This window comes from Streptacidiphilus sp. MAP12-16 (genome assembly GCF_041262165.1).
Classification (GTDB): domain Bacteria; phylum Actinomycetota; class Actinomycetes; order Streptomycetales; family Streptomycetaceae; genus Streptacidiphilus.
On sequence record NZ_JBGCBY010000002.1, the window covers coordinates 364,982 to 387,600 of the forward strand.

Genomic DNA, 22,619 nt, shown 5'->3' on the forward strand with positions numbered 1-22,619 from the left:
GAAGTCGGGGGAGCCTGACCGTGGCTGAGTTCCGCATCGCCCACGACCAGGTCGGACGCGAGGCCGTGGTGGTCGTCTCCGCACCGGACGAATCGACGCGCCTCGTCGTGGCGCAACGCGGCGCCACGCTGCTCAGCTGGCAGGCAAGCGGGCTGGGCAGACCGGTGGAACTGACCGACGGCTACCACGACGAGGCGGAACTACTGGCCCAGGACGGAGTACGCAACGGCCTCCTGGCGCCCTTCCCCAACCGGATCGCCGACGGCCGCTACCGGTTCGACGGCCGGGAGCACGACCTGCTGCCCGGCCGACGGCCGCCCCGCGCGGAGGTCTACCACGGGTTCGCCCGCAGCGCGCTGTTCGAGCTCGCCTCCGCGGAGGCGTCGCCGCGCGGCGCCCGACTGGTGTTCCGCAGCGCCGAGATCCGGCCCGGCAGGTACCCCGGGTACCCGTTCTCGATCGATCTGGAGGTCGTCTACCTCTTCAGCGGCAACGAAATCGACATCGAGGTCCGGGCGACCAACACCGGCGAGCACCCCGCTCCCTACGCGGCGGGCTGGCATCCCTACTTCCGGCTGGCAGGCGTCATCGACGACCTGACCCTGCAGATCCCGGCCGACACGCTCATCCGCACGGACCGGGCGCTGATCCCACTCCCGGCGCGGGACGCGTTCGTCGCTCTGGACGACCACCCCTCGATGGACTTCCGCCAACCGCGTCAGCTGGGTGCGGCGGTCATCGACGCGTGCTTCGGCGACCTGCGGCCCGGTCCCACCGGGCGGGCCGAGACCGTACTGCGCGACAGCGCGGCGGGCAGCGAACTGCGGGTGTGGCAACTGGCCGGCTACATGCACGTGTTCACCGGGGACACGCTCGCCAGGGACCGGCGCCACTCCATCGCCCTCGAACCGGTCGAGACGATCACCAACGCGTTCAACCGAGCGGAGTTCGCCTCCGCGCTCCGCATCCACCCCGGCCGGCGGCGCCGGTTCCGGTTCGGCGTGAGCTACCGCCCCACCACCTCCGGTGAGCTGCCGGACTGGGACCACGCCGGCCGCCGGGTCAGGAGATCGGGGCGGTGACCTGGAACGAGGCGTCGGAGCGGAACCACGTGGTGCCGTCGTCCGGGTCCAGCCACAGTTCGTCACCGCGGTGGCGCAGGTAGCGGCCGGGATAGTTGTACGACTCGAACGAGACGGAGCCGCTGACAACTCCCGGGTACGGGCAGAAGGTCGCATCCTCGCGGAACAGTTCCGTACCGTCGTCGGCGGCCTGTTTGATCCGGAAGTTCTGGTGCCGCACGTAGTCGCCATCGGCCGCGCGGAAGGAGTAGCAGCTCGAATCGGCCAGTCCGGGGACCAGGGTGAACGCGGCCTGCTGCGCGCCGTTCGCCCCGTCGATGGTGCCGGTCTGCTCCAGATACCCCAAGAAGTGCTCGACGTACCAGTACGCGCCGGGGGAGTCCGCCGATTCGAACGAGGACGTCGCACCGATCGCCAGACCTGTTCCGCCGGCTGCGATGGTCGGTGCGGCAGCCGGGGTGGCGGACGGGCCGCTGCTCCAGGCGACGGGCTCGCCGGAGGCGCCGCCTGTGGGTTGCGGCACTGTGCTCGTCGTCGGGCCGGCCGCCTGCCGGCTGGTGGAGCTGCTCGGGCCGGCACTCGGCCCGGCACTGGCGGAGGGCGCCTCGGCCGAGGCGAGCGGTGACGCGGCCGTCGTCGCCGAACTGGCTGAGGCGGGCACCGGGAGCGCGCTGCCCGATGCCACCGGGCCGCGGGTGGCCCGGGCCGCCTCGACCACGACAAGGGCAGCCGCGGCCAGCGAGACCGCGGCGGCCGTGGTGACGACGAGGGTCGCCAGAGCGCGGGAGCGACTCCAGCGGTTGCGGTTCAGCCGAGACGTCCGAGGTCCACTGGACCGGCGGTCCGGTCCCGAGCTGGGTTCCGTGTCGGTACCGGAGAGGTACGCGTGCGGCAGCGTGCCGGCGAGGACGTTCTCCTCCTCCGCTCCGGGCGTCCGCGCCGGCGCCGGAACGTCCGGAGCGGGTTCGGCAGCGCCGGGGAGGGGACTCGATGCGGCGCCGAACGTGCCCCTTGCGATGTAGGGGGGTATCCGAATGGACCGGGAGAAGCGCGGCACCGTGGAGTCGGATTCCGGCTCGTCAGCTGTCATCGACTGGACCCTTCGGCACGGCCTGCGGAGTTGGCGTGGCATCGACCGCTTGTCCCGGTGGGGGGACCACTGCAGGCCGAGGTCGTCCGCCGCCCGGGACACCGGGTTTCGGCCGGGCGGCAGGCGCCTACGATATCCGTCGTTCAGTCAGATATGGCTCGAATCTGACGAATTCCCGTTCCCGCCTCTCAGTCGCGAGGGCTGACCGGCCGGCCGGGGCTTGCATGAGGGGCGGCTGCGGGGGGCTCGGTCCTGGCTGCCTCCGGCGGTCCCGGTGCTCCCGGCTCTTCCGCGAGGCGGACGCGTAGTACCCCGGTACCACAGCCGTACCGCAGGTCAGCCCCTGGGTACCACGGATTCCGGCGGCGCGGCCCCTACCGTTCAGGGTGAGGCAGGCTCCACGGCAGGCCCGCGTGTCCTGGTACCCGAGCGAGGGATGATTTCGATGATCGAGGCGCATCAGCTGACGAAGCGGTACGGGGAGAAGACGGCGGTGGATCGGCTGGACTTCACGGTCAAGCCGGGTACGGTGACCGGTTTCCTGGGGCCGAACGGTGCGGGTAAGTCGACCACGATGCGGATGATCGTGGGGTTGGATGCGCCGTCGGGTGGGTCGGTGCGGGTCAACGGGCGTCGGTATGCCGAGCATGGTGCGCCGTTGCAGGAGGTGGGTGCGCTGCTGGAGGCGAAGTCGATCCATCCGGGTCGCTCTGCGTTCAACCATCTCAACACCCTGGCGCTCACGCATGGGATTCCGCGTCGTCGGGTGGAGGAGGTCATCGAGTTGACGGGCCTTCAGACGGTGGCGAGGAAGCGGGCGGGGGCCTTCTCGCTGGGGATGGGTCAGCGTTTGGGGATCGCGGCGGCGTTGCTGGGGGATCCGGCGACGGTGATGCTGGACGAGCCGGTCAACGGTCTGGATCCGGAGGGTGTGCTGTGGATCCGCAACCTGCTGACCGGGCTGGCCGCCGAGGGCCGTACGGTGTTTGTGTCCTCGCACCTGATGAGTGAGATGGCGCTGGTGGCGGATCATCTGATCGTGGTGGGGCGCGGTCGGCTGCTGGCTGATACGACCGTGCACGACCTGGTCAACCAGGCCGGTGGTGACACGGTGAAGGTGGCCAGCGAGGATCCGGCGCGGTTGCGTGAGGTGCTGGCGGGTCCGGGTGTGGAGATCACCGGCCGGGCGGGCTCGGAGGAGCTTGAGGTGGCCGGGATGGCGGCTCGGTCGATCGGGATGAAGGCGGCCGCGGCGGGGATCGCGTTGTTCGAGCTGACCCCGCGGACCGTCTCGCTGGAGGAGGCGTTCATGGAGCTGACCCGCGACGCCGTGGAGTACCACGGCGCCACCACGCTCGCCGGGGCCGCGCCGGCACCGGAGACCCTTGAGACCGCCGGGAGCGCAGCATGAGCACCGTGACCACCCAAGCCCCCACGACCACGCCCGCACAGGCGGCACGTCCCCCCTACAAAGTGACCGGGCCCCGCGTCCTGCGCGCCGAGTGGGCCAAACTCTGGTCGCTGCGCTCCACCTGGATCACCCTGGGCCTGGCGCTGCTGTTCGTCCTCGGCTTCGGCCTGATCGCCACGGCCCGCTACAAGTCCATGGTCACCTCCGGCGGCCACATGGATCCGGACTTCGCCAGCGCCACCGCGGTCAGCCTCTCGCTGTTCGGGATCAGCTTCGGCCAGCTGGCGCTGGGCGTCCTCGGTGTGCTGGTCACTGCGGGTGAGTACTCCACCGGGATGATCCGCTCGACGCTCGCCGCCGTCCCGCGCCGCCTGCCGGTGCTGTGGTCCAAGGCCGGCGTCTACGGCGTGGTCGCCCTGATCGTCGGGACCCTCGGCGCGTTCGCTGCCTTCCTGTTCGGCAGCGGCATCGTCTCCGGGACGCACGCCGCGCTCTCGTTCTCCGACGCGGGCGTGCTGCGCAGCCTGCTCGGCGCGGGACTCTACCTCGGACTCATCGGCGTGATCGGCGTCGCCCTGGGCGCGCTGCTGCGCTCGGTCGCGGGCGGCATCTCGGTCCTGGTCGGCGCGCTGATGCTGGTCCCCGGCCTGGTATCGCTGCTGCCGAGCTCCTGGAAGAACGACATCAGCCAGTACCTGCCCAGCAACGCGGGCGAGTCCATGTTCGCCCTGCACCACGCCGCGAACACGCTCACCCCCGGAGCCGGCCTAGCCGTCTTCGCCGGCTGGACCGTGCTCGCACTGGCCGGCGCCGCCTACCGTCTGGTGCGTACCGACGCCTGAGGCCGTGAACCGGCGACACCCCGGGAGAGAAACCCACCCCGGGGTGTCGCCGGGCGGGCATTCGCCCGCGATGGACCACGATGGACAGGTGGAACGCGTGACGACGGTGGATCCGATCTGGGGGCACCCCCAGGTCGCCCGGCTGACCCGCGCCGGACGGCGGCTGCGGCAGGTCGACCAGCACCGGCCGTGGCTGCTGGACGCCGCGCTGGTGCTCGTGGTGTTCCTGGTCACCGGCCTCCCCGACCTGCTGCACGACGGTCCCCGGCAGGAGTCCCTGCGGAACGCCGGGCTGCCCGTGGCGAGCATGCTCGCCCTGCAGGCCGCGCTGGTCCTGCCGCTGCTGTGGCGGCGCAGGGCGCCGTTCACAGTCTTCGCGGTGATCGCGGCGGTGTTCCTGCTGCAGTGGTCCGTGAACGTGTGGCTGCGCACGGACGTCGCCCTGTTCCTCGCCCTGTACACGCTGGCCAGGCACGGCAGCCTCCGGTTGCTGCCCTGGGCCTGCGGCATCACCGTCGGCGCGCTGGTGCTGGTGGCCGTACGCGTGTCCACCCTGGTGGACGTGGCCGCGGCACTGTTCTTCCTGTGCAACGCGGCCATCGCGGCCGTGGCGCTGGGGCTGGGGCTTCGGACCGGGCAGGCCTACCTGGCCGCGCTGCGCGACCGCGCCGCTCGGCTGGAGGTCGAACGCGACCAGCGCGCCGAACTGGCCGCCGCTGCCGAGCGCACCCGGGTGGCCCGCGAGATGCACGACATCATCGGCCACAACCTCTCCGTCATCATCGGCCTCGCCGACGGCGGCGCCTACGCGGCGGACCTGGCTCCCGAGCGCAGCAAGGAAGCGCTCCAGCTGATCGCCGGCACCGGGCGCCAGGCGCTCGGCGAGCTCCGCAGGATGCTCGGCGTCCTTCGCGAACGCACCCCGACCGGCGAACCGGGCCCACAGCTCAGCCCGCAGCCCGGCATCGCCGACCTCGACGCATTGTGCGAGCGCGTCCGCTCCGCCGGTCCCCAGGTCGTCTACCGCACCGTCGGGAACGTCGAAGCGCTGGACCGCGGCGTGCAACTGACGGTCTATCGCATTGTCCAGGAGTCGCTCACCAACACGCTCAAGCACGCGGGCACCGACACCCGAGCCCAACTCACGCTGGCCGCCGTGGGCCAGGAGGTCCGCATCCGGGTCGAGGACACCGGCCCGCCGGCCGGGGCCCCGAGCCCGGCCGGGCCCGCCGGGGAGGGACACGGACTCGCCGGAATGCGCGAGCGCGCCGCACTCTACGGCGGCACCGTCGCCGCCGGACCACGCCCCGGCGGCGGCTGGACCGTCGAGGCTCTGCTCGACCTCACCCCGCAGGACGGAGGGTCATGACCACCGTGCTCATCGTGGACGACCAGCCGCTCCAGCGCTTCGGCTTCCGGATGCTGCTGGAGAGCACCCCCGACACCCAGGTCGTCGGCGAGGCGGCACACGGCGCCGAGGCCGTGCGCAAGGTCGCCGAACTGCGCCCGGACGTGGTCCTCATGGACGTGCGGATGCCCGGGATGGACGGCATCGAGGCGACCCGCCGCATCGTCGCCGGCGGCGGACGCTCACGGGTCCTGGTGCTCACCACCTTTGACCTCGACGAGTACGCCCACGCCGCGCTGCGCGCCGGAGCCAGCGGCTTCCTGCTCAAGGACGCCCTTCCGGAGGAGCTCCTGGCCGGCGTCCGCGCCGTCGCCTCCGGGGATGCCGTCATCGCCCCCGGGCTCACCCGTCGCCTCCTCGACGCCTATGCCCAGCACCTGCCCGGCCACCCCGAGGACGGGAAGACCGCCGACGACCCACGGCTGCGCGCACTGACCGAACGCGAACGCGAGATCCTCCTTGCCGTCGGCCGAGGTTGGACCAACGGCGAGATCGCCGAACGCCTCGTGCTGTCCGAGTCCACGGTGAAGACCCATGTCGGACGGGTCCTCGCGAAGATCGGGGCCCGGGACCGGATCCAGGCCGTGATCCTGGCCTACGACCTCGGCCTGACCCGCCCCAACGAGCCGAGCTGAGCCAGCCACCATGTGCCGGTCGGTCTGAGCCGGCCGGCCAGGGTTCGGTGCCCGTTCGGGGGTACCGGGGAATAGGGGCGCGGTGGGGCGGGTTCCGATGCCTGCGGCCGGAGTAGGAGTGTGCTCACGGTCCGTCACCCAATGAACGGAAGGGCTCGCTCATGAAGATCGGCATCATCGGGGCCGGACATATCGGCGGCAACCTCACCCGTCGACTCACCGCGCTGGGGCACGAGGTCTCCGTCGCCAATCGCCGCGGCCCGGACACGCTGGCCGAGTTGGCCGCGGAGACCGGCGCGACGCCGGTCACTGTCCAGGAGGCAGCGCACGGAGCGGCGGTCGTCGTGGTGACGATCCCGCTGAAGAACATCCCGGACCTGCCGAGCGGGCTGTTCGCCGGCGCTGCCGACGGTTTCGCGGTGATCGACACCGGCAACTACTACCCGCAGCAGCGCGACGGGCGGATCGCTGACATCGAGGAGGGCGTGACCGAGAGCAGGTGGACCGCGCGGCACCTCGACCACACCGTGGTCAAGGCGTTCAACGGGACCTACGCCTTCGACATCATTGACAAGCCGCAGCCCAAGGGCACGCCAGGCCGAGTCGCCCTGCCGGTGGCCGGGGACGACGAGGCCGCCAAGCAGGTGGTCCGCGCGCTCATCGACGAGATCGGCTTCGACACCGTCGACGCCGGCAGCCTGGACGAGTCCTGGCGGCAGCAGCCGGGCACCCCCGTGTACGGTCTCGTCGCCGGCGTGGAGGCGATCACCAAGGCGCTCGCCGAGGCCAGTCCCGAACGGCTCCCGCAATTCCGCGGCTGATCCTCCGGATCGGTGGGCAGCCGGTGCGCGGAATTTCCAGCCGTATGCGAAATGCAATCGGCGGCACGGCTGTTCACGAGTGTTCCCCGAGGACGGCCGGCAACTGCATGATGCGGTTGTATGGCATAACCGTGCGCTGATGCCGCCATACAACCTCCAGTGCCGGGCCGGAAGGTGTCACTGAATGCCGAAAGCTGCCCGCTTGCCAACATTCGTGCCAGCATTCGGTGGCAGCTTCCGGGAAACTCACGTCACCTCGCCGTGGGACAGCTCAGAACAATTCCCTGCGGCCGCGCATCATTTCCAGGAAGCGGCGCAGCGCCGCCTCGCAGTATCCGCCGCCTGCTGCGAACATGTCAACGCTGCAGCGGAACTCGATCGTCCGCCTCTTGTCGCCGAAGCCCGCCCTCGCCCTCCGGCCGGCGCCGTCAGCTGACCGTCCACCAGGGAGGATCGGCTGACGGCGGGTCGGCGGGGCACGGGTCGGGGCGGCCGCGTCGCAGGTCTCGCCGACCGCTCGGAGCTCGTCGGTGGCAGCGGCCGCACTGGGTCGACGAAACGCAGCTGACTGTTAATCAGATCGTGAATCCTTCTCGCAAAGGCCGGGTATTCCACTCCGGTCAGCCGTCGGCTCCGCGTCGACCGTTGACATTTCACCCAATGGAGTGAATTACTGACCGGTACTGGACAACTCGGAATCGTGTGGCGATGCTGACCAGCACTCTACGCGGGAGGACATACGTGACCACTGGGATGGCGCCCCGGAGTTCGTCGCAGCCGACGGGTCTCGTCGGCCAGGATGGCGAACGGATATCCCAGCGGGAGGCCGGGACTTCGCATCTGTTGCGCGACCAGGACGGGACGTTGGCGGTCGTGCACTGCCTCGATGACGGGCTCGTCTCGGATCCGGGCTTTCAGTCGGCGTATCCGGGCGAAGCGGTGGCGCTCGCGGGTCTGACGGAGCGTCGGATCGCGCCGCCGGAGCGCTATGTCGTCGACGCGACGGGGCGGATCGTCGCGGTCATCCGCCGGTTCTTCGACAGCGCCCCGCTGTCGGCGCTGTTGGACCGGCGCCCCCGGGGCCTGGACACGCAGACCGCCGCAACGGTTGTCACCGATGTGCTGACCGCATTGTGCGCACTGCACCAGCAGGGGGTGCCGCACCGAAGCGTACGCGCGGACCAGGTGCTGGTCGGTGCGGACGGGGTGTGCGTGCTGGTCGACGTCGGGCTGGTGACCCGACCGGGATCACCTGACGCCGCCTCATCCGCACAGGTCGCTGCGGAAGGCGCGGCAGCCCCTGCCGGCGAACGCAGCGCCGCGATGGCCGAGGACCTCGCCGCTGCAGCCGACTTGTTCGCGGCGTGCCTCGCCCCCGGCCGACTGCTCGCCGCGTTGCTCCCGCCGCGAAGGGACGTGCCGGTGCCGGACGCCGCGCCGGGCAGCGCGCCGGATGCCGTGCCGGACAGCGTGCCGGACCGGCTGAACGCGGTACTGGCCAGAGCGAAGGGACCTCAACCGCGCGGACGTTGCACGGCCGCCGAACTCCTTGTCGCCTTTGCGACGGCGACCAGCGCCTTCGACACCGGGTGGGACGAACGCGGTCGCGAGCGGCTGGCGGCCCTGGTCCAGGACAACCGGGAGGCGCCTGCCCGTTTGACGGAAATGCTTCGAGTCCGCTGGAGCCGGCAGCAGCTTCTCAACCGCCGCGGCCGCAGGAGTAGTCGGGCCACCGGCCAGCCCACCGGCCAGCCCACCGGCCAGCCCACCGGCCAGCCCGCCGCCCGGCCCGCCAGCCGGCACCGGCTGACCGGCTCGGCCGACGTCATCCGGCAGGTGCGCCTGCGCGCGCGGGCCACCGGCCTGCGGCCGACGCACCGCAGTGAGCAGCACGGTCCGCGACACCCGGGCGTCGCGGACCGCACATGGATCCGCGCCGCGGTCCTCTATGCGGCTCTGCTGACAGTGGTGATCGCGGGGCTGAGCGCGATCGTGATGTCCGGCGATCACTCCACGTCCGCCCAGAACGCGTCGCGCCCTGCTCAGCGCCCACCCGCGAGCCCCAGCCTGCAGCAGTCCGCCGGGTCGGTCGTCGGCACCGCGCCGCCGCTGGTGTCGGCATCAGCAATCGCCACCGCGACGGCCGTGGCGACACCCACGCCGTCCGCTTCGCCCGGGCCCACCGTGTCGGCGACGCCGAGCCCGACCTGGGTCACCTGGGTGCAGCAGGGCTTCCTCTGGTCGGACGCCTCGATCGACAGCCACAGCAACGACAGTTGGGGGCAGAGCGACCTCATCCTGAGGAACGACCTGGCCGTCACTGCCCTGGACGTCCGACTCCGAGTGGCACTCACCCCGGGGCTGGTGTGCACCGGTGCCTGGTCCACGGTCCCCGGCGACGACCTGGTCACCACCGCGACCCGCCAGGACGGCGCGCTCGTCTATGAGTTCATCCTGAAACCAGGCCTCACCCTGGCTGCGGGCGGCTACGAGTTCGCCGCCCAGTACAGCCACGCCCAGGGCTACCGGGACGTCGGCAATGACACCTACGACGTTACGGCGACGGCGGCCGGCAACCAGGTCGAGGTATCCGGGAGTTTCTACGGCACCCGCTGACCACCGCACCACCGCCTGACCGACAAACACCTGGATGGGGTGCCTTCGCGGTACGTCATTGGTTGGATCTTTCAAGCAAAAGCACAGATTCATCAGAGATGTGTCTGGATATTGCGCGGCAGTGTCAAAGAGGTTACGGTCCCCTTGCGCCCGTCACCCGGTCCCCTCTGTCCACACTCGCCCGCGACCCACCTCGCCACCCGCCGCTCACGCATGTCGCGAGGCGCCTCGTCGTGCCCTGATGCTCTGTCACCCCTTGCGTCATCGCTCCTCCACCCCCACCTGACTGCGGTGCCGACGGTGTACATCCGGCATTCCGTGTCGAAAGGAGCAATAAGTGTTCCGATCCATCCGAGATCTCAGGCGAACGCTCGTCCTGGCAGTCGCCCCCGCGGTGCTGGCTGCCGTCGGCGTCTCCGCTCTGGCGGTCCAACCTGCCTGGGCCGCCGCCACTGGCGGCAGCGGCGCGAGCCTGCCGTACGTCGAAGTGCAGGCAGAGAACTCCCCCACCAACGGGACGTTGATCGGCCCGAGTTACACCCAGGGCCAGCTGGCTGACGAGGCGTCAAACCGCAAGGCGGTCACGCTGCAGGGCAGCGGCAAGTACGTCACGTTCACCACGCCGGTGGCGACCAACTCGATCGACTTCCGGTACAGCATCCCGGACACCTCGAGCGGGTCGGTCTACACCGCCCCGCTGTCGCTGTACATCAACGGCACAAAGCAGAGCAACTTCACCCTGACCAACGCGTACAGCTGGTACTACGGCGGATACCCCTTCACCAACACGCCGGGCAGCAACCCGCACCACTTCTACGACGAGGTCCACCGCCTCTTCCCGACCTCCTATCCGGCCGGCACGACCTTCACGCTGCAGGTCGACGCGGAGGACACCGCGTCCTCCTACACGATCGACTTCGCCGATTTCGAGCAGGTCGGCGCGGCCCTGACGCAGCCCTCGGGCTCGGTGTCGGTGACCAGCAAGGGTGCTGACGCGAGCGGTGTCAGCGACTCGACCAGCGCGTTCAACGCCGCGATCAGTGCGGCGGGTGCCGGCGGCACGGTCTGGATCCCGCCGGGCACGTTCAACATCCCGGGCCACATCAGCGTCAACAACGTGACGATCGCCGGTGCCGGAATGTGGTACTCGACCGTCGCCGGTGCGGCGCCCGGCTTCTACGGCAACTCCGCGCCGTCGCCGAGCACCGGCGTGCACCTGCAGAACTTCGCGATCTCCGGTGACGTGCAGGAGCGCAACGACAGCGCGCAGGTCAACGGCATCGGCGGCGCGCTGAGCAACTCGACGGTGTCGAGCATCTGGATCGAGCACATGAAGGTCGGCGCATGGATGGACGGGCCGATGGACGGCCTGACCTTCAGCGGCATGCGCATCCGTGACACCAGCGCGGACGGCATCAACTTTCACGGTGGCGTCACCAACTCCAAGGTGACCAACAGCGAGCTCCGCAACACCGGTGACGACGGCATCGCGACCTGGGCGGACTCCAGCCTCGGCGCCGACGCCTTCGACACCATCTCCAACAACACCGTGGAACTGCAGATCCTGGCCAACGGCATCGCGATCTACGGCGGCCACGACAACACCGTCAGCGGCAACCTGGTGCAGGACACCGGCATCGCCCAGGGCGGCGGCATCCACGTGGGGCAGCGCTTCACGTCGACTCCCGTGGGCACGACCACGATTTCCAACAACACCATGATCCGGGACGGCGGCCTCGACCCGAACTGGCAGTTCGGCGTCGGCGCGCTGTGGTTCGACGGCAGCCAGGGCGCGATCACCGGCCCGATCAACGTGTCCAACGCGCTGATCGAGCAGAGTCCGTACGAGGCCGTCCAATGGGTCGAGGGCACCGTCAGCGGGGTCTCGCTCAACAACGTGACCATCGCGGGCACCGGCACGTTCGCCCTGCAGGAGCAGACCGGCGGCGCGGCGACGTTCACCAATGTCACGGCGACCGGCGTCAACGGGCCGACCCCGGTGTACAGCTGCGAAGGCGGGAACTTCGTGGTGACCGACGGCGGCGGCAACTCCGGTATCAGCGGCACGCCGACCTGCGGCCCGTGGCCGGCCCCGGTCTACCCGCCCTACCCCCCCACCGGGGTGACCGCGAACCCGAGCGCGCTGGACTTCGGTTCGGTCGCGACCGGCGCGACGAGCACGGCGCAGACCGTGACGGTCTCCAACCCGACCGGCACGGCCGCGTCCGTCTCGTCGATCGCAACGACCGGCGACTTCGCCCAGACCAACACCTGCGGCTCGTCGATCGCGGCGAACGGCTCGTGCACGGTCAATGTGACGTTCAGTCCGACGACGACCGGCACCCGCACCGGAAATCTGACGGTCAACGCCGGCGGGACCACCAACACGGTCAGCCTCTCCGGCAGCGGCACCGCGCCGGGCCCGGTGCTGAACGCGACGCCGGCGAACCTGTCCTTCGCCGCTACCGTGGTCGGCTCGTCCGCCGCCGCGCAGACGGTGACGGTCAGCAACTCCGGCACCACCTCGGCGACCGTCTCGGGCGTCGCGGTGACCGGTGACTTCAGCCAGACCAACAACTGCTCCACCGTCGCGGTCGGTGCGTCCTGCACGGTCAGTGTCGGATTCAAGCCCACCACGGGCGGGTCCCGCACCGGCACCCTGACGGTCAGCAGCAACGCCAACAACACCCCCACCACCGTTGCCCTGGCCGGCAGCGGCATCGACAGCACCACCAACATCGCGGCCGGCCGGCCGGCGTCGGCGAGTTCGAGCAACGGCACCTACGTGCCCGCGAACCTGACCGACCCGGATCCGTCGACGTACTGGGAGAGCGCCAACGGCGCGTTCCCGCAGTGGGCGCAGGTGGACCTCGGCCAGAACTACAGCGTCGGCAAGGTCGTGCTCAAGCTCCCGCCTTCGACGGCGTGGGGAGCTCGCACGCAGACCCTTTCGGTGCTGGGATCCACGGACGGCTCGAACTTCTCGACGATCGTGGGTTCGGCCGGATACACCTTCGACCCGAACTCCAACAGCAACACGGTGACCATTCCCTTCAACGCCAGCACGGCGAGGTACGTGCGGGTCAACATCACGGCCAACACCGGCTGGAGCGCCGGGCAGCTGTCGGACTTCGAGGTGTTCCCCAGCGGTGGCGGCGGCACCTCGTCGGCGACGCTGTCGGCCAACCCGACCTCGCTGACGTACGCCAGCCAGGCGCTCAACACCAGCAGTAGCGCGCAGACGGTCACGGTGACCAACACCGGAACGGCAGCCGCGACTGTCTCCAGCATCGCCACCACGGGCGACTTCGCGCAGACCAACACCTGCGGGACGATCGCGGCGGGCGCATCCTGCACGGTCGGCGTCACCTTCGTCCCGACCGCGTCCGGGACCCGCACCGGCAACCTCACCATCACCAGCAACGCGTCGAACAGCCCGACCACGGTCGCGCTGACCGGCACCGGAGCCGGCACGGTGAGCACCAACCTGGCAGCCGGCAAGGCCACCGGCGAGTCCAGCCACACCGACGTGTACCCGTCGTCGAACGTGACGGACGGCAACCAGGGCACCTACTGGGAGAGCGCCAACAACGCCTTCCCCCAGTGGGTGCAGGTGGACCTCGGCTCCGCGCAGAGCGCCAGCCGCGTCGTCCTCCAACTGCCGGCCGGCTGGGGCGCACGCAACCAGACGCTGTCCCTGCTGGGCAGCACCGACGGCACCACCTTCAGTACCGTCAAGTCCTCCGCCACCTACACCTTCGACCCGACCAGCAACAACACGGTCACCATCACCTTCGCCGCGACCACCCAGCGGTACTTCCGGGTGAACATCACGGCGAACACCGGATGGCCGGCTGGCCAGATCTCGGAGTTCCAGATCTGGAACACCTGATCTGGAGCAGCTGACCTGAGCTGACCCACTGGTGCCGCCGAGCGCACGCGCGCTCGGCGGCACCGTCGTTGGGTGGGACGTAGAGCCCGGGCGACGTCAGTCGATGATCAGTCAGTCGATGATCAGGTCGAACTCCTCCCAGGGGCCGATGGCGGTGCGGTTGGCGATCAGCGGGGAGGCGCCGGCGTTGTCGGCGGTGACGATCTGGTTGTTGGCCATGGAGCGGAGGCTGATGCTCCCGTCGGGGTTGTGGATGAGGGTGAACGTCTCCCAGGGCCCGACGGCGGTGCGGTTGGCGATCAGTGGGGAGGCACCGGCACTGTCGGCGCACACGTACTCGTTGTTGATGTGGGCCCGGAGCGCGATGTTGCCGTTGCCGACGTCGATCTCGTCGAACTGCTCCCAGGTGCCGATGGCGGTGTTCTTGGCGATGAGCGGGGAGGCGCCGGCGTTGTCGGCGGTGACGATCTTGCCGTTGGCGTGCGCACGGAGGCTGATCACCGGGGTGCTGGTGCCGGCCGGGTCGAGCCCGATGCTGACGTTGCCCAGGTGCTTGGCGGCCGTTGCCGGACTGCCGCTGACGGCGGCGAACGGAAGCGACGTCGTCGGCGACGAGGTCAGCTCGACCAGGTAGGACTTGCCGGTCTGGGCCTGGACGGTGAACGTCGCATTGCTCTGCGATGCCAGCACGGTCGCTCCGGTGGTGCCGTCCACCACGGTGACGGCCTGGCCCGGCCACGGGCTGCGCATCGTGATCGGCGAGTTCGCGCCGGAGACGATGGCGACCGTGCTCGGCGTTCCGTTGCTCACCTGGAGGTCGACCTTGGTGTTGTGCTGGATGTAGACGGTGCCTTCGCCGGTCCAGTCCGAGGGCCAGGCCGGGGCGATGCGCAGCAGTCCGTCGTAGTCCTGCACGAAGGCCTCGCTGACCGCACCGGCCAGGACCCCGGACTGCTCGATGTAGGGCTCTGACGCGGCACTGCCGGTGAAGCTCGCCAGGCCGGAGGGGTAGGCCTGGTAGGACTTCGTCGCGGCGAGCAGGTCGTTCTTGACCTCGCTCGCGAGACCGAGACGTGCGGCGTCCAACGGGTCGTTGGTCCAGTCGTTTCCGTTGACATAACTGCGCGAGGTGTAGGTCCGCTTGGCCAGGGCGGTGAGCGTTCCGCTGTCGCCGATCAGGTTGTAGGGCCACACGGCTTCCAGACCCAGGTTCTCGCTGTTGTGCCGGCTCGCGGTGGGCTGCGTCGACAGGCCGATCATGTCGTTGCCGGCCGAGTCGGCGGATGCGCCGAGCAGTTGGGTCTGGGTGGCGGTGTCCGTGCGCGGCAGCGGCGGGATCTTGCCGATCGCCGCGTTGAGCTGGGTGACCAGGGCGGAGTCGACGCCGAGGGTCTGCGCCGCCTTCACCGCCACCGGGAACAGCGCCTGCATGGCGACGATGTCAGTGGTGGGATCGGTGACGTTCCACTGGGTCTCGTGGGCGTTGGCCTGGGTGTGCAGGAGACCGTCCGAGCCGGTGGTCGCGGCCGAGAGCAGGAATCGGGCGGCGCCGCTGATCAGCGGGTAGTCGGTGTTGAGCAGCGACAGGTTGTCAGTTGCCAGGTATTCCTGCCACACCCACAGGGCGATCTCGGCGCCGCTGGTGAAGGTGAGCGAGTTGTAGGTCGGCGAGATCGTCGAGTCGCAGGACGCGTTGCCCTCGCCGCCGTTGTAGTAGCCGTTGCCGTTGAACCGTATGGTCTCGGGGACGCAGAGCCCTTGCTTGCCGGGCACCTTGGACGACGTCCAGGAGGTGATGTTGCCGACGTTGCTCTGGTAGAGGTTCAGCACCGGATCGTTGAGGCTCGACTCGCCGGCCGAGAGGTTCGCCTGGACCTGCATCCGCAGGTTCCAGAACCAGTAGCCGGCCGGGAACCAGTCCTGGTGGTCCTGGGAGAAGTTGAAGAGGTCAGCCACGCCGGCCTGGGATCCGGGAACCGATCCGCCCCGCTCGGCCGCGGCGTCGTAGAGGTAGAGGGTGCGCAGGTTCTCGACGTACTCGCCGGAGCCGTCCGGCGACGAGATTTTGATCAGTCCGGCGGTGCTCCAGTAGGTGTGCCACCACGTCAGGTGGGCCGAGGTCAGGGAGGAACTCGGCTTGGTGGTGTCGCCGTTGATCACCGAGTTGGCGGTGCCGAGGGCGTCGCCTCCGGTCCAGGTGGGGGCGGCGACGATCACCCGGAAGCTGCCGTCGGTGTTGGGGTTGAAGGAGACCTGCGCGGTCAACGAGTCGGGGTTTGACGCTGCGACGTTGCGCCCGCCCGCGCTCACACCGGCCAGCGAGCCGAAGGTCTGTCCGGAGGCGCCCTGGCCGCTGTTGTCGACCCAGGTCTCCGCGAGTGCGGCGGTGGCGCCGGAGGCCTGGGCCGAGGGGGAGCGGCCGCTCCACAGCTTGACCTGCGCGGTCTGCGCGCTGTTCGGGTCGGCACCGGTGACGTCGACGACAAGTTGCGCCGTGTCGGACCGGACGTAGGCGGTCAGCGTCATGCCGCCACCGGACTCGTGCAGCATTCCGTCGTAGGGGTCGAGGTATCCGGCGAAGTCCGATGCGCTGGTCAGCCTGGACAGGCCGGGGATGACGAGTTGGCCGGGAGACTTGCGGTCGGGGAAGGTGTCGGACCGGTTCAGCTGCGCGGTGAATCCGTTGGCCGCCCACACCGCCGCTCCCAGCGTGCCGTTGCCCAGCGGCACGAACTGGGCAGGACTGGTGTTCGCCTTGCCGAGCACGATGTCCGAGCGGCGTACGACATTGGCGGTGTCGACGGAGAAGCTGCCGTTGTGCCACGCCGTCGTGGTCGTGGCCGCGGTGGCATCCGAGGCGGAGAGCAAGGGCCCGAAGCCCGGCAGGGCCAGAGCGAGGAGAAGCGCCGGCACCGTGCGGGCGCGTCGACGGCGCGGTGATCGCGTTCGGAACATGTGGTCCTCCTTCGGTGCGTCGACGTGACGCACCCACAACATCCCTGAAACATCGGATGACAAGTCCCGAGAGTCAGGCTCCATGTGCTCCATGTCAAGGCATCTGCAGGGATCCCGAGTTGCGGAACAAGGCTGATGAGGTGCAGGAGATATGACCGAGGGTCACCGTACGTGCGTGGAGGCGGCCTCGGTGGAGTCAGGGGTGATGGACCGGGTGAGTCATCCGATGACTTGGCGACCGTTTGGCGATATCCTCGCTGTCGGAGTCCGCTTCGAGCGTGCGTCCCGGTCAGCGTGCGAGGTGAAGCCTGCGCAGGATGTGCGGCGGCGTGACCAGGGTCTGGTCGGCGATGGCCTCGACGAACGCGGCCGTGATGGGGTCGGGGCGGACCCGTGTGTAGACGGAGAGTTGGCGGCGTACTGGCGGGTCGGGGCGCAGCAGGGTGCCCTCGAATCGTGGCGGGACGATGTTGCCGGGGACCAGGGCGAGGCCGAGGCCGGCGAGTGCGAGGTTGATCGCGGAGGGACCCTGCTCGGTGCGTACCGAGACCCGGGGTTCAAATCCGGCCGAGTTGCAGGCGCGGTCCAGGATCTCGGACAGTCCGCTCTGCGGGGTGAAGTGGACCCACTCGTGTTCGGCGAGGTCGGCCATGGGGATCTGGTGCGACTCGGTAGGCAGATCGGCGTCGCTCGACGCCACGATCACGAACTCCTCGGTGCCGATCTCGCGGGTGGGCCCGTCCCAGTTCGGGGGCGTGGGACCGACCGCGAGGTCGGCGTTCCCCGCCTCCATGGCCGCGACGAGGTCGTCGCTGTGGCGGAACTCGACGAGCTGGACCCGGAGTTCGGGGTAGTTCCGGCGCCAGTCGCCCAGGGCGCGGGGCAGGATGCCGGTGCTGATCGAGAAGAGGGTGCCGACGTGCAGTTCGCCCGTCGCGATCCCGGAGGCCCGCCGGCCGGCGCTGCTGGCCCGCTCGGCGTGGGCGAGGCTCGCTCGCGCGTGGGGGAGAACCGTACGCCCTGCCGGGGTCAGCCGGACCTTTCGCGGCAGGCGCTCCAGTAGCGGACCGCCGAGTTCGCGCTCCAGGGCCTGGATCTGGTGGGACAGGCCGGGCTGGGTGACATGGAGCAGTTGGGCCGCGGCGGTGAAGGACCCCTCGTCGACCACCGCGACGAAGTACTCGAGCTGACGCAGAGAGACTGCCATGCACGCAGCTTATCAGTACGAGAACATCTATTTGTTGGACGCATGCGTGGAAAAGGCGCAGGATTGTGTCCGGTTCACCGGTCCGTCAAAGCAGGTGCATGAGGAGTTGATATGAGCAGCATCCGGGTGCTCTGCCTCCACGGATATCACGGGAGCGGTCGCATACTGCGCGAGCAGATGAAACCCCTCACCGACGACTTGGAGGCGGCCGTCGAATTCGTCTACGTGGATGCCCCTTCGCTGTCCACGGGCGATTTCGGATGGTGGCACCACCAATTTCGGGGCTGGGAGCGGACCAGGGACTGGATGGTCGACCTGTTCGACCAGCAGCCGCACTTCGACGGGGTCTTCGGATTCAGTCAGGGCGCGGCCCTTGCGTCGCTGCTCGTGGGGATGCGCGGCCCGGACGGGCAGGTCGGCGAGCGGAAGCCGCTCGACTTCGCGTTCGCGGTGATGGTCGGCGGATTCCGCAGCGACTCACCCCGGCATGCCGATCTGTACGCCTCGCGAGAGAGCTACACCCTGCCGTCGCTCCACCTCATGGGACGCTCCGATGCGATCGTGCCGATCGCGGACTCGCGCGTTCTCGCCGGTCAATTCACCTCTCCCGTCGTCCTCGAACATCCCGGCGGCCACGTCATCGCGGCCACGCCGTCCATCCGCGACGAGGTGGCGCACTTTTTCAACCGCATGGCCGAGTGAATACCCGTCGAAGCCGAACCAGAAGGACTTCAGAAAATGATCCGCAACACGTTCAGGTATGCCGTTACCGCGACCGCTCTCGCTGCGGCCGTGTGCACGCTGGCCGGTTTCACCGCAGGCCGGCCGGCGCAGAGCAGTGAACCCTCCGCTGCGGTCGCGTCCGCGTCCGTGTTTGCCGCAGACGCCAACGCCCCCCTGGCCGAGTGGCAGCGGCGGGACCACCCGAACCCCTACGCGTACCTGCCGAAGGTGCCCTCGTTCCGGCTTTCGAGCGCGACCGTGCGGAACGGACGGCCGCTTCCGACACCTCAACTGTCGGGAATCTTCGGCGTGCCCGGCGGCAAGGACGTCTCACCGCAACTGTCGTGGTCCGGCTTCCCCGCGCGATCGCGGAGCTTCGTGGTCTCCATGTACGACCCCGAGGCGCCCACCGGGAGCGGTTTCTGGCACTGGGTGGTCGCTGACATCCCTGCCTCCACCACGTCCCTGCCGGAGAACGCCGGCACGCTCAACAGCACCAGCCTCCCTGCCGGGGCCTTCCAACTCGACGGAGACGCCGGTATGCCCCGCTACATCGGCGGTGCCCCGCCGGCCCACTCAGGGGTGCACGACTACTACATCACCGTGACCGCCCTCGACATCCCCAAGACCGGCCTCAACGCCACCACCAGCGGCGCGTTGCTCGGCTTCTCCATCGACAGCCACACCGTCGCACGGGCCACACTGGTCCTTCCGACCGCGGCGCACTGACACAGCCCCGACTGCCTGGCACTGGGGGGAACCATCCCAGGCAGTCGGGGCGTCAGGGCGGCAGGTGGTAGGCCGCCAGGGCGACGGCCGCGGCTCCGATCAGGCCCGCGTCCGTGCCCAGGCAGGCGGGGACGGCGGTGACTCCGCCGGCGAAAGGGAGGGCCGCGTAGGCGGTGAGGTGGCGCCGCAGCGGCTCGAAGAGCACCTCGCCCGCCTGCGCCACGCCGTCGCCGACGACGGCAACGTCGATCTCCACGAGGGTCGCCGTGGCGGCGATGCCCGCTGCCGGCGCCCTGTGGATCACCCTGCCTGTGCCGGCGACGGCCGCCCACGGCACGGTCACAGCTCACCCTCGGTAGCGAGTGGGCGTAGCCTGACGGGTGGGGGATCGGCACGGGAGGCTGCGATGTCCCACCATCAACATTTCCATATCGACCACGCCGGACACTCGATCACCGTGAACGTCGCCGGTGGTCATACGCCCGAGGTCGAACTCCTCGTCGACGGCAAGGAGGTCGGCTACCGCCACGAGCGCGGCAGCCGCATCATCGAACTGTCCAGCGAACTGCCCGAGGATCCGCCGCATCCCTTCTCGGTCTGCGTCTACCACCCCCGGCACGGTCAGCGCACGCTCGCCTGTGCGCTGCGACTGGACGGGCACGAGGCCTACATGCCCGAGCGGGCTGCGGCCTGAGCCCGACCGAGTCGACCTCCCTCTGAGGATGACGGAGCGTCAGTTCAGGCTTGGAGGCGATGCGTTCGCCTCGTCCAGCTCGAACCAGATGCACTTGCCCTCGCCGCGCGGCTGCACGCCCCAGTGATTGGACAGGATCGACAGCAGGACCAGCCCGCGTCCGGAGGAGGCCATCTCGCCGGGCGAGCGACGGTGTGGAAGCTCGTCGCTGCGGTCGGTGACCTCGACCCGGAGCCGGCGCTCCCCGGGCGGCCCGGACAGGTCCGCGACCAGCGCCGCCTCCTGCTCCGTGTGCACCAGGACGTTCGCCAGCAGCTCGGAGACCAGCAGCACCGCCGCGTCCACGTGGTCCGCGACGGCCCAGTCGTGCAGGATGTCGCGCAGCTCCGCGCGAGCCCCCGAGATCCGCTCCGGCTGGTCCTGCGCGACGGTCAGGACCAGCCGGCGGCCGGGGGGCTCGGGACGGCTGCCGACCGGGTCGCGTCGGAGCAGTAGCAGGGCGATGTCGTCCTCGCGCCGGTCCGACAGATGGCCCGGCACGCGGTGCGACGCCGGCCCGTGCACCGCCCGGATCAGCCCGTCGGCCAGCGCCTCCAGATCGTCGACCGGGCCCGGCGCCATCACGTCGCGCACCCGGATCCAGCCGCTGAACATGTCGTGCCCGCCGGTCTCGATCAGCCCGTCGGTGCAGAGCATCATCACCTCGCCGACCTGGAGCTCCATCCGGGTGACCGGGTAGTCCTCCGCCTCGGGCATCAGGCCCAGCGGCAGTCCGCCGTCCACATGGCGGATCACGCAGGTGCCGTCCGGCATCCGGATCACCGGGTGCGGATGCCCGGCTCGGGCGATGCGCAGGGTGCCGCGCACCGGATCGGCCTCGATGTAGATGCAGGTCGCGAAGCGGTCCCCGTCCAGACCGGCCAGGAAGCGGGACGCCCGGGCGAGTACCGCGTCCGGATGATGCCCCTCGGCCGCGTACGCGTGCACGGCCGTGCGCAGCTGTGCCATCAGGCCCGCGGCGTGCACGTCGTGGCCTTCGACGTCGCCGATCACCACGGCGAGGCGCTCACCGGGCAGGTGCACCACGTCGTACCAGTCACCGCCGACCTGGAGCCCGCCGCCGGTGGGCACGTAGCGGGTGGCCACGGTCATGCCGGGAAGCGCGGGGGCGCCGTTACCCATGCTGCGCCGCAGCCCCCGGGACAGGGCCTGCTCGGACTCGTTGGTGTGTGCGCGTTCCAGGGCGTGCGCCAGCATCCGGGCGACCGTGGACAGCACGGCGCGCTCGTCGGCGCTGAACCGCACCGGGGTGCGGAAGGCCGCCAGCCAGGCGCCGACCGTACGCCCGGCCGTGACCAGCGGCAGGAAGGCCCAGGATCGGCGGTCGAAGTCGGCGGCGAGCGGCCAGGTCGCTGGAAACCGGTCCCGGTACTCCTCGGGCGAGGAGAGGTAGATCGCCCGGCCGGTGCGCACCACCTGGGCGGCGGGGTAGTCGGTGTCGAGCGGCATCCGGAAGGGCTGCTCGGCACCGTCGAGATGGCCATGGTGGCCGACCACGGTCAGCCGGTCGCCCTCCACGCCGAATACCGCCAGCCCGTCCGGGGAGAAGCCGGGCATGGACAGCGTCGCGACCACGCGCAGTACTTCGCTGGTGGTGCCGGCCTCGGCGAGTGCCCGGCCGGCGTCCAGCAGGAACGCCTCGCGCGAGCGGCGCAGGTCCGCCGACCGGAGCAGGCCGATGGGCGGCGCCGGGCCGGGACCGGGCATGCGGTTCAGTTCGTCGATCTGGCGCAGCTCGTCGGCGCGCGGGTCGGTGGACCGGTCAGCCGTGTCGTCCTCTTCCCCCTCCAGCGCGATGCCCTCGACCGGGTACGGTCCGGTCGGCGAACCGGGGGTGAGCAGCAGGCGCAGCACCCGGCGCAGCCGTCCGTCGTGGGTGAGCAGCCGCACCCGGATGTCGAACGGCCGCTGTTCGGCGATGGCCAGCAGTGCGGTCGAGCGGAGCCGGACGAAGTCCTCCGCATGGATGAGGGCGCGTGCCTCCGCCGTGAGCAGTCGATCCTGCTGCGGGTCGAGGCCGAGCAGCTGCGCGCAGCGCGGATCCAGCTCCACCTTGCCGTCCGGACGGTTCCATCGCCACACGCCGACACCGACACTGCGGAGGACCTCGTCGAGGCGCAGTGCGGGGTTCCCGCTGGCGTCCTCGCTGCAAGCACACATGGACATACCGTACGACTCGGGGCGTACGGGTGCCTTAAGACCGACCGGCAAATGGAGGGCGGCGTCGCGTGCCGATGGCTCTCGCCTGGCCGGGTTGTCGTCAGTCGCCAATGCTCCGCAGTGGCTCCTTCCTCCGCCCCGCCCAGGCTCGGCCCTCGACCCTCCCCCAACCTTCGGCCGGGGGGACCCCCTTCTTCACCCACCCTCCATTTGCCGGTCGGTCTTAGGGCGATGACGGCGATTCCTGTGTCCGACGCGTTGCGGCGGAGTCGATCGGTACTCCGCCGACCACTC

Annotated in this window: 14 protein-coding genes and 2 pseudogenes; 11 read left to right on the forward strand and 5 right to left on the reverse strand. The window is 70.0% G+C overall.

The features are described 5' to 3' along the window. Positions 1-20 precede the first annotated feature (20 nt). A complete protein-coding gene (locus tag ABIA33_RS03635; RefSeq protein WP_370076837.1) occupies positions 21-1,082 on the forward strand; it encodes an aldose 1-epimerase in 1,062 nt (353 codons plus the stop codon). Here the strand turns inward: ABIA33_RS03635 and ABIA33_RS03640 are convergent. Continuing rightward, positions 1,063-2,172 (reverse strand): AbfB domain-containing protein, encoded by a 1,110-nt coding sequence (locus ABIA33_RS03640; RefSeq protein WP_370076840.1) that lies wholly within the window; start codon positions 2,170-2,172, stop codon positions 1,063-1,065. The genes ABIA33_RS03635 and ABIA33_RS03640 overlap by 20 nt on opposite strands. A gap of 445 nt (positions 2,173-2,617) precedes the next feature. Between ABIA33_RS03640 and ABIA33_RS03645 the strand changes: the two genes are divergently transcribed. The 7 genes and pseudogenes from ABIA33_RS03645 (at position 2,618) to ABIA33_RS03675 (ending at position 13,797) form a co-directional block, all read left to right on the forward strand. Then, complete coding sequence (locus ABIA33_RS03645; protein ID WP_370076842.1) at positions 2,618-3,583, forward strand: ATP-binding cassette domain-containing protein; 966 nt, start codon at positions 2,618-2,620, stop codon at positions 3,581-3,583. Beyond that, entirely contained in the window at positions 3,580-4,425 is an 846-nt protein-coding gene (locus ABIA33_RS03650) for an ABC transporter permease (RefSeq protein ID WP_370076844.1), read from the forward strand. Before ABIA33_RS03645 ends, ABIA33_RS03650 begins: the two co-directional genes overlap by 4 nt. 88 nt (positions 4,426-4,513) lie before the next feature. Beyond that, positions 4,514-5,794: a sensor histidine kinase gene (locus ABIA33_RS03655; protein ID WP_370076846.1), complete on the forward strand. Its 1,281-nt coding sequence runs from the start codon at positions 4,514-4,516 to the stop codon at positions 5,792-5,794. Further along, positions 5,791-6,468 (forward strand): response regulator, encoded by a 678-nt coding sequence (locus ABIA33_RS03660; RefSeq protein ID WP_370076848.1) that lies wholly within the window; start codon positions 5,791-5,793, stop codon positions 6,466-6,468. Before ABIA33_RS03655 ends, ABIA33_RS03660 begins: the two co-directional genes overlap by 4 nt. 149 nt (positions 6,469-6,617) lie before the next feature. After that, positions 6,618-7,289 (forward strand): annotated as a pseudogene (locus tag ABIA33_RS03665) (NADPH-dependent F420 reductase); the annotation flags it as partial. A 741-nt stretch (positions 7,290-8,030) separates the two neighbouring features. Beyond that, positions 8,031-9,905 (forward strand): PT domain-containing protein, encoded by a 1,875-nt coding sequence (locus ABIA33_RS03670; RefSeq protein ID WP_370076850.1) that lies wholly within the window; start codon positions 8,031-8,033, stop codon positions 9,903-9,905. A 337-nt stretch (positions 9,906-10,242) separates the two neighbouring features. After that, entirely contained in the window at positions 10,243-13,797 is a 3,555-nt protein-coding gene (locus ABIA33_RS03675) for a choice-of-anchor D domain-containing protein (protein WP_370076852.1), read from the forward strand. Positions 13,798-13,908: 111 nt separating this feature from the next. Here ABIA33_RS03675 and ABIA33_RS03680 read toward each other — a convergent pair whose 3' ends face one another. Then, the gene (locus ABIA33_RS03680) at positions 13,909-16,752 is read right to left on the reverse strand and encodes a hypothetical protein (protein ID WP_370076854.1); all 2,844 of its coding nucleotides are present in this window, start codon (positions 16,750-16,752) and stop codon (positions 13,909-13,911) included. 289 nt (positions 16,753-17,041) lie between these two features. After that, complete coding sequence (locus ABIA33_RS03685) at positions 17,042-17,959, reverse strand: LysR family transcriptional regulator (protein ID WP_370076856.1); 918 nt, start codon at positions 17,957-17,959, stop codon at positions 17,042-17,044. Between the two features lie 111 nt (positions 17,960-18,070). On the opposite strand from ABIA33_RS03685, the gene ABIA33_RS03690 reads away from it, so the two are divergent. Further along, positions 18,071-18,661 (forward strand): hypothetical protein, encoded by a 591-nt coding sequence (locus ABIA33_RS03690; protein ID WP_370076858.1) that lies wholly within the window; start codon positions 18,071-18,073, stop codon positions 18,659-18,661. 36 nt (positions 18,662-18,697) lie between these two features. Continuing rightward, the gene (locus ABIA33_RS03695) at positions 18,698-19,411 is read left to right on the forward strand and encodes a YbhB/YbcL family Raf kinase inhibitor-like protein (protein WP_370076860.1); all 714 of its coding nucleotides are present in this window, start codon (positions 18,698-18,700) and stop codon (positions 19,409-19,411) included. A 52-nt stretch (positions 19,412-19,463) separates the two neighbouring features. Here ABIA33_RS03695 and ABIA33_RS03700 read toward each other — a convergent pair. Then, positions 19,464-19,706 (reverse strand): annotated as a pseudogene (locus tag ABIA33_RS03700) (ROK family protein); the annotation flags it as partial. Positions 19,707-19,817: 111 nt separating this feature from the next. Between ABIA33_RS03700 and ABIA33_RS03705 the strand changes: the two are divergent. Next, positions 19,818-20,105 (forward strand): hypothetical protein, encoded by a 288-nt coding sequence (locus tag ABIA33_RS03705; protein WP_370076862.1) that lies wholly within the window; start codon positions 19,818-19,820, stop codon positions 20,103-20,105. Between the two features lie 39 nt (positions 20,106-20,144). On the opposite strand, the gene ABIA33_RS03710 is transcribed toward ABIA33_RS03705, so the two are convergent. Next, positions 20,145-22,325 (reverse strand): SpoIIE family protein phosphatase, encoded by a 2,181-nt coding sequence (locus ABIA33_RS03710; protein WP_370076864.1) that lies wholly within the window; start codon positions 22,323-22,325, stop codon positions 20,145-20,147. Positions 22,326-22,619 lie beyond the last annotated feature (294 nt).

Excerpts from the sequence above, each read along its gene's own strand:
- ABIA33_RS03640 (WP_370076840.1), bottom strand. The coding sequence starts at position 2,172 with ATGACAGCTGACGAGCCGGAATCCGACTCCACGGTGCCGCGCTTCTCC.
- ABIA33_RS03695 (WP_370076860.1), top strand. The coding sequence starts at position 18,698 with ATGATCCGCAACACGTTCAGGTATGCCGTTACCGCGACCGCTCTCGCT.
- ABIA33_RS03645 (WP_370076842.1), top strand. The coding sequence starts at position 2,618 with ATGATCGAGGCGCATCAGCTGACGAAGCGGTACGGGGAGAAGACGGCG.
- ABIA33_RS03710 (WP_370076864.1), bottom strand. The coding sequence starts at position 22,325 with ATGTGTGCTTGCAGCGAGGACGCCAGCGGGAACCCCGCACTGCGCCTC.
- ABIA33_RS03650 (WP_370076844.1), top strand. The coding sequence starts at position 3,580 with ATGAGCACCGTGACCACCCAAGCCCCCACGACCACGCCCGCACAGGCG.
- ABIA33_RS03680 (WP_370076854.1), bottom strand. The coding sequence starts at position 16,752 with ATGTTCCGAACGCGATCACCGCGCCGTCGACGCGCCCGCACGGTGCCG.
- ABIA33_RS03685 (WP_370076856.1), bottom strand. The coding sequence starts at position 17,959 with ATGGCAGTCTCTCTGCGTCAGCTCGAGTACTTCGTCGCGGTGGTCGAC.
- ABIA33_RS03690 (WP_370076858.1), top strand. The coding sequence starts at position 18,071 with ATGAGCAGCATCCGGGTGCTCTGCCTCCACGGATATCACGGGAGCGGT.
- ABIA33_RS03660 (WP_370076848.1), top strand. The coding sequence starts at position 5,791 with ATGACCACCGTGCTCATCGTGGACGACCAGCCGCTCCAGCGCTTCGGC.
- ABIA33_RS03705 (WP_370076862.1), top strand. The coding sequence starts at position 19,818 with ATGTCCCACCATCAACATTTCCATATCGACCACGCCGGACACTCGATC.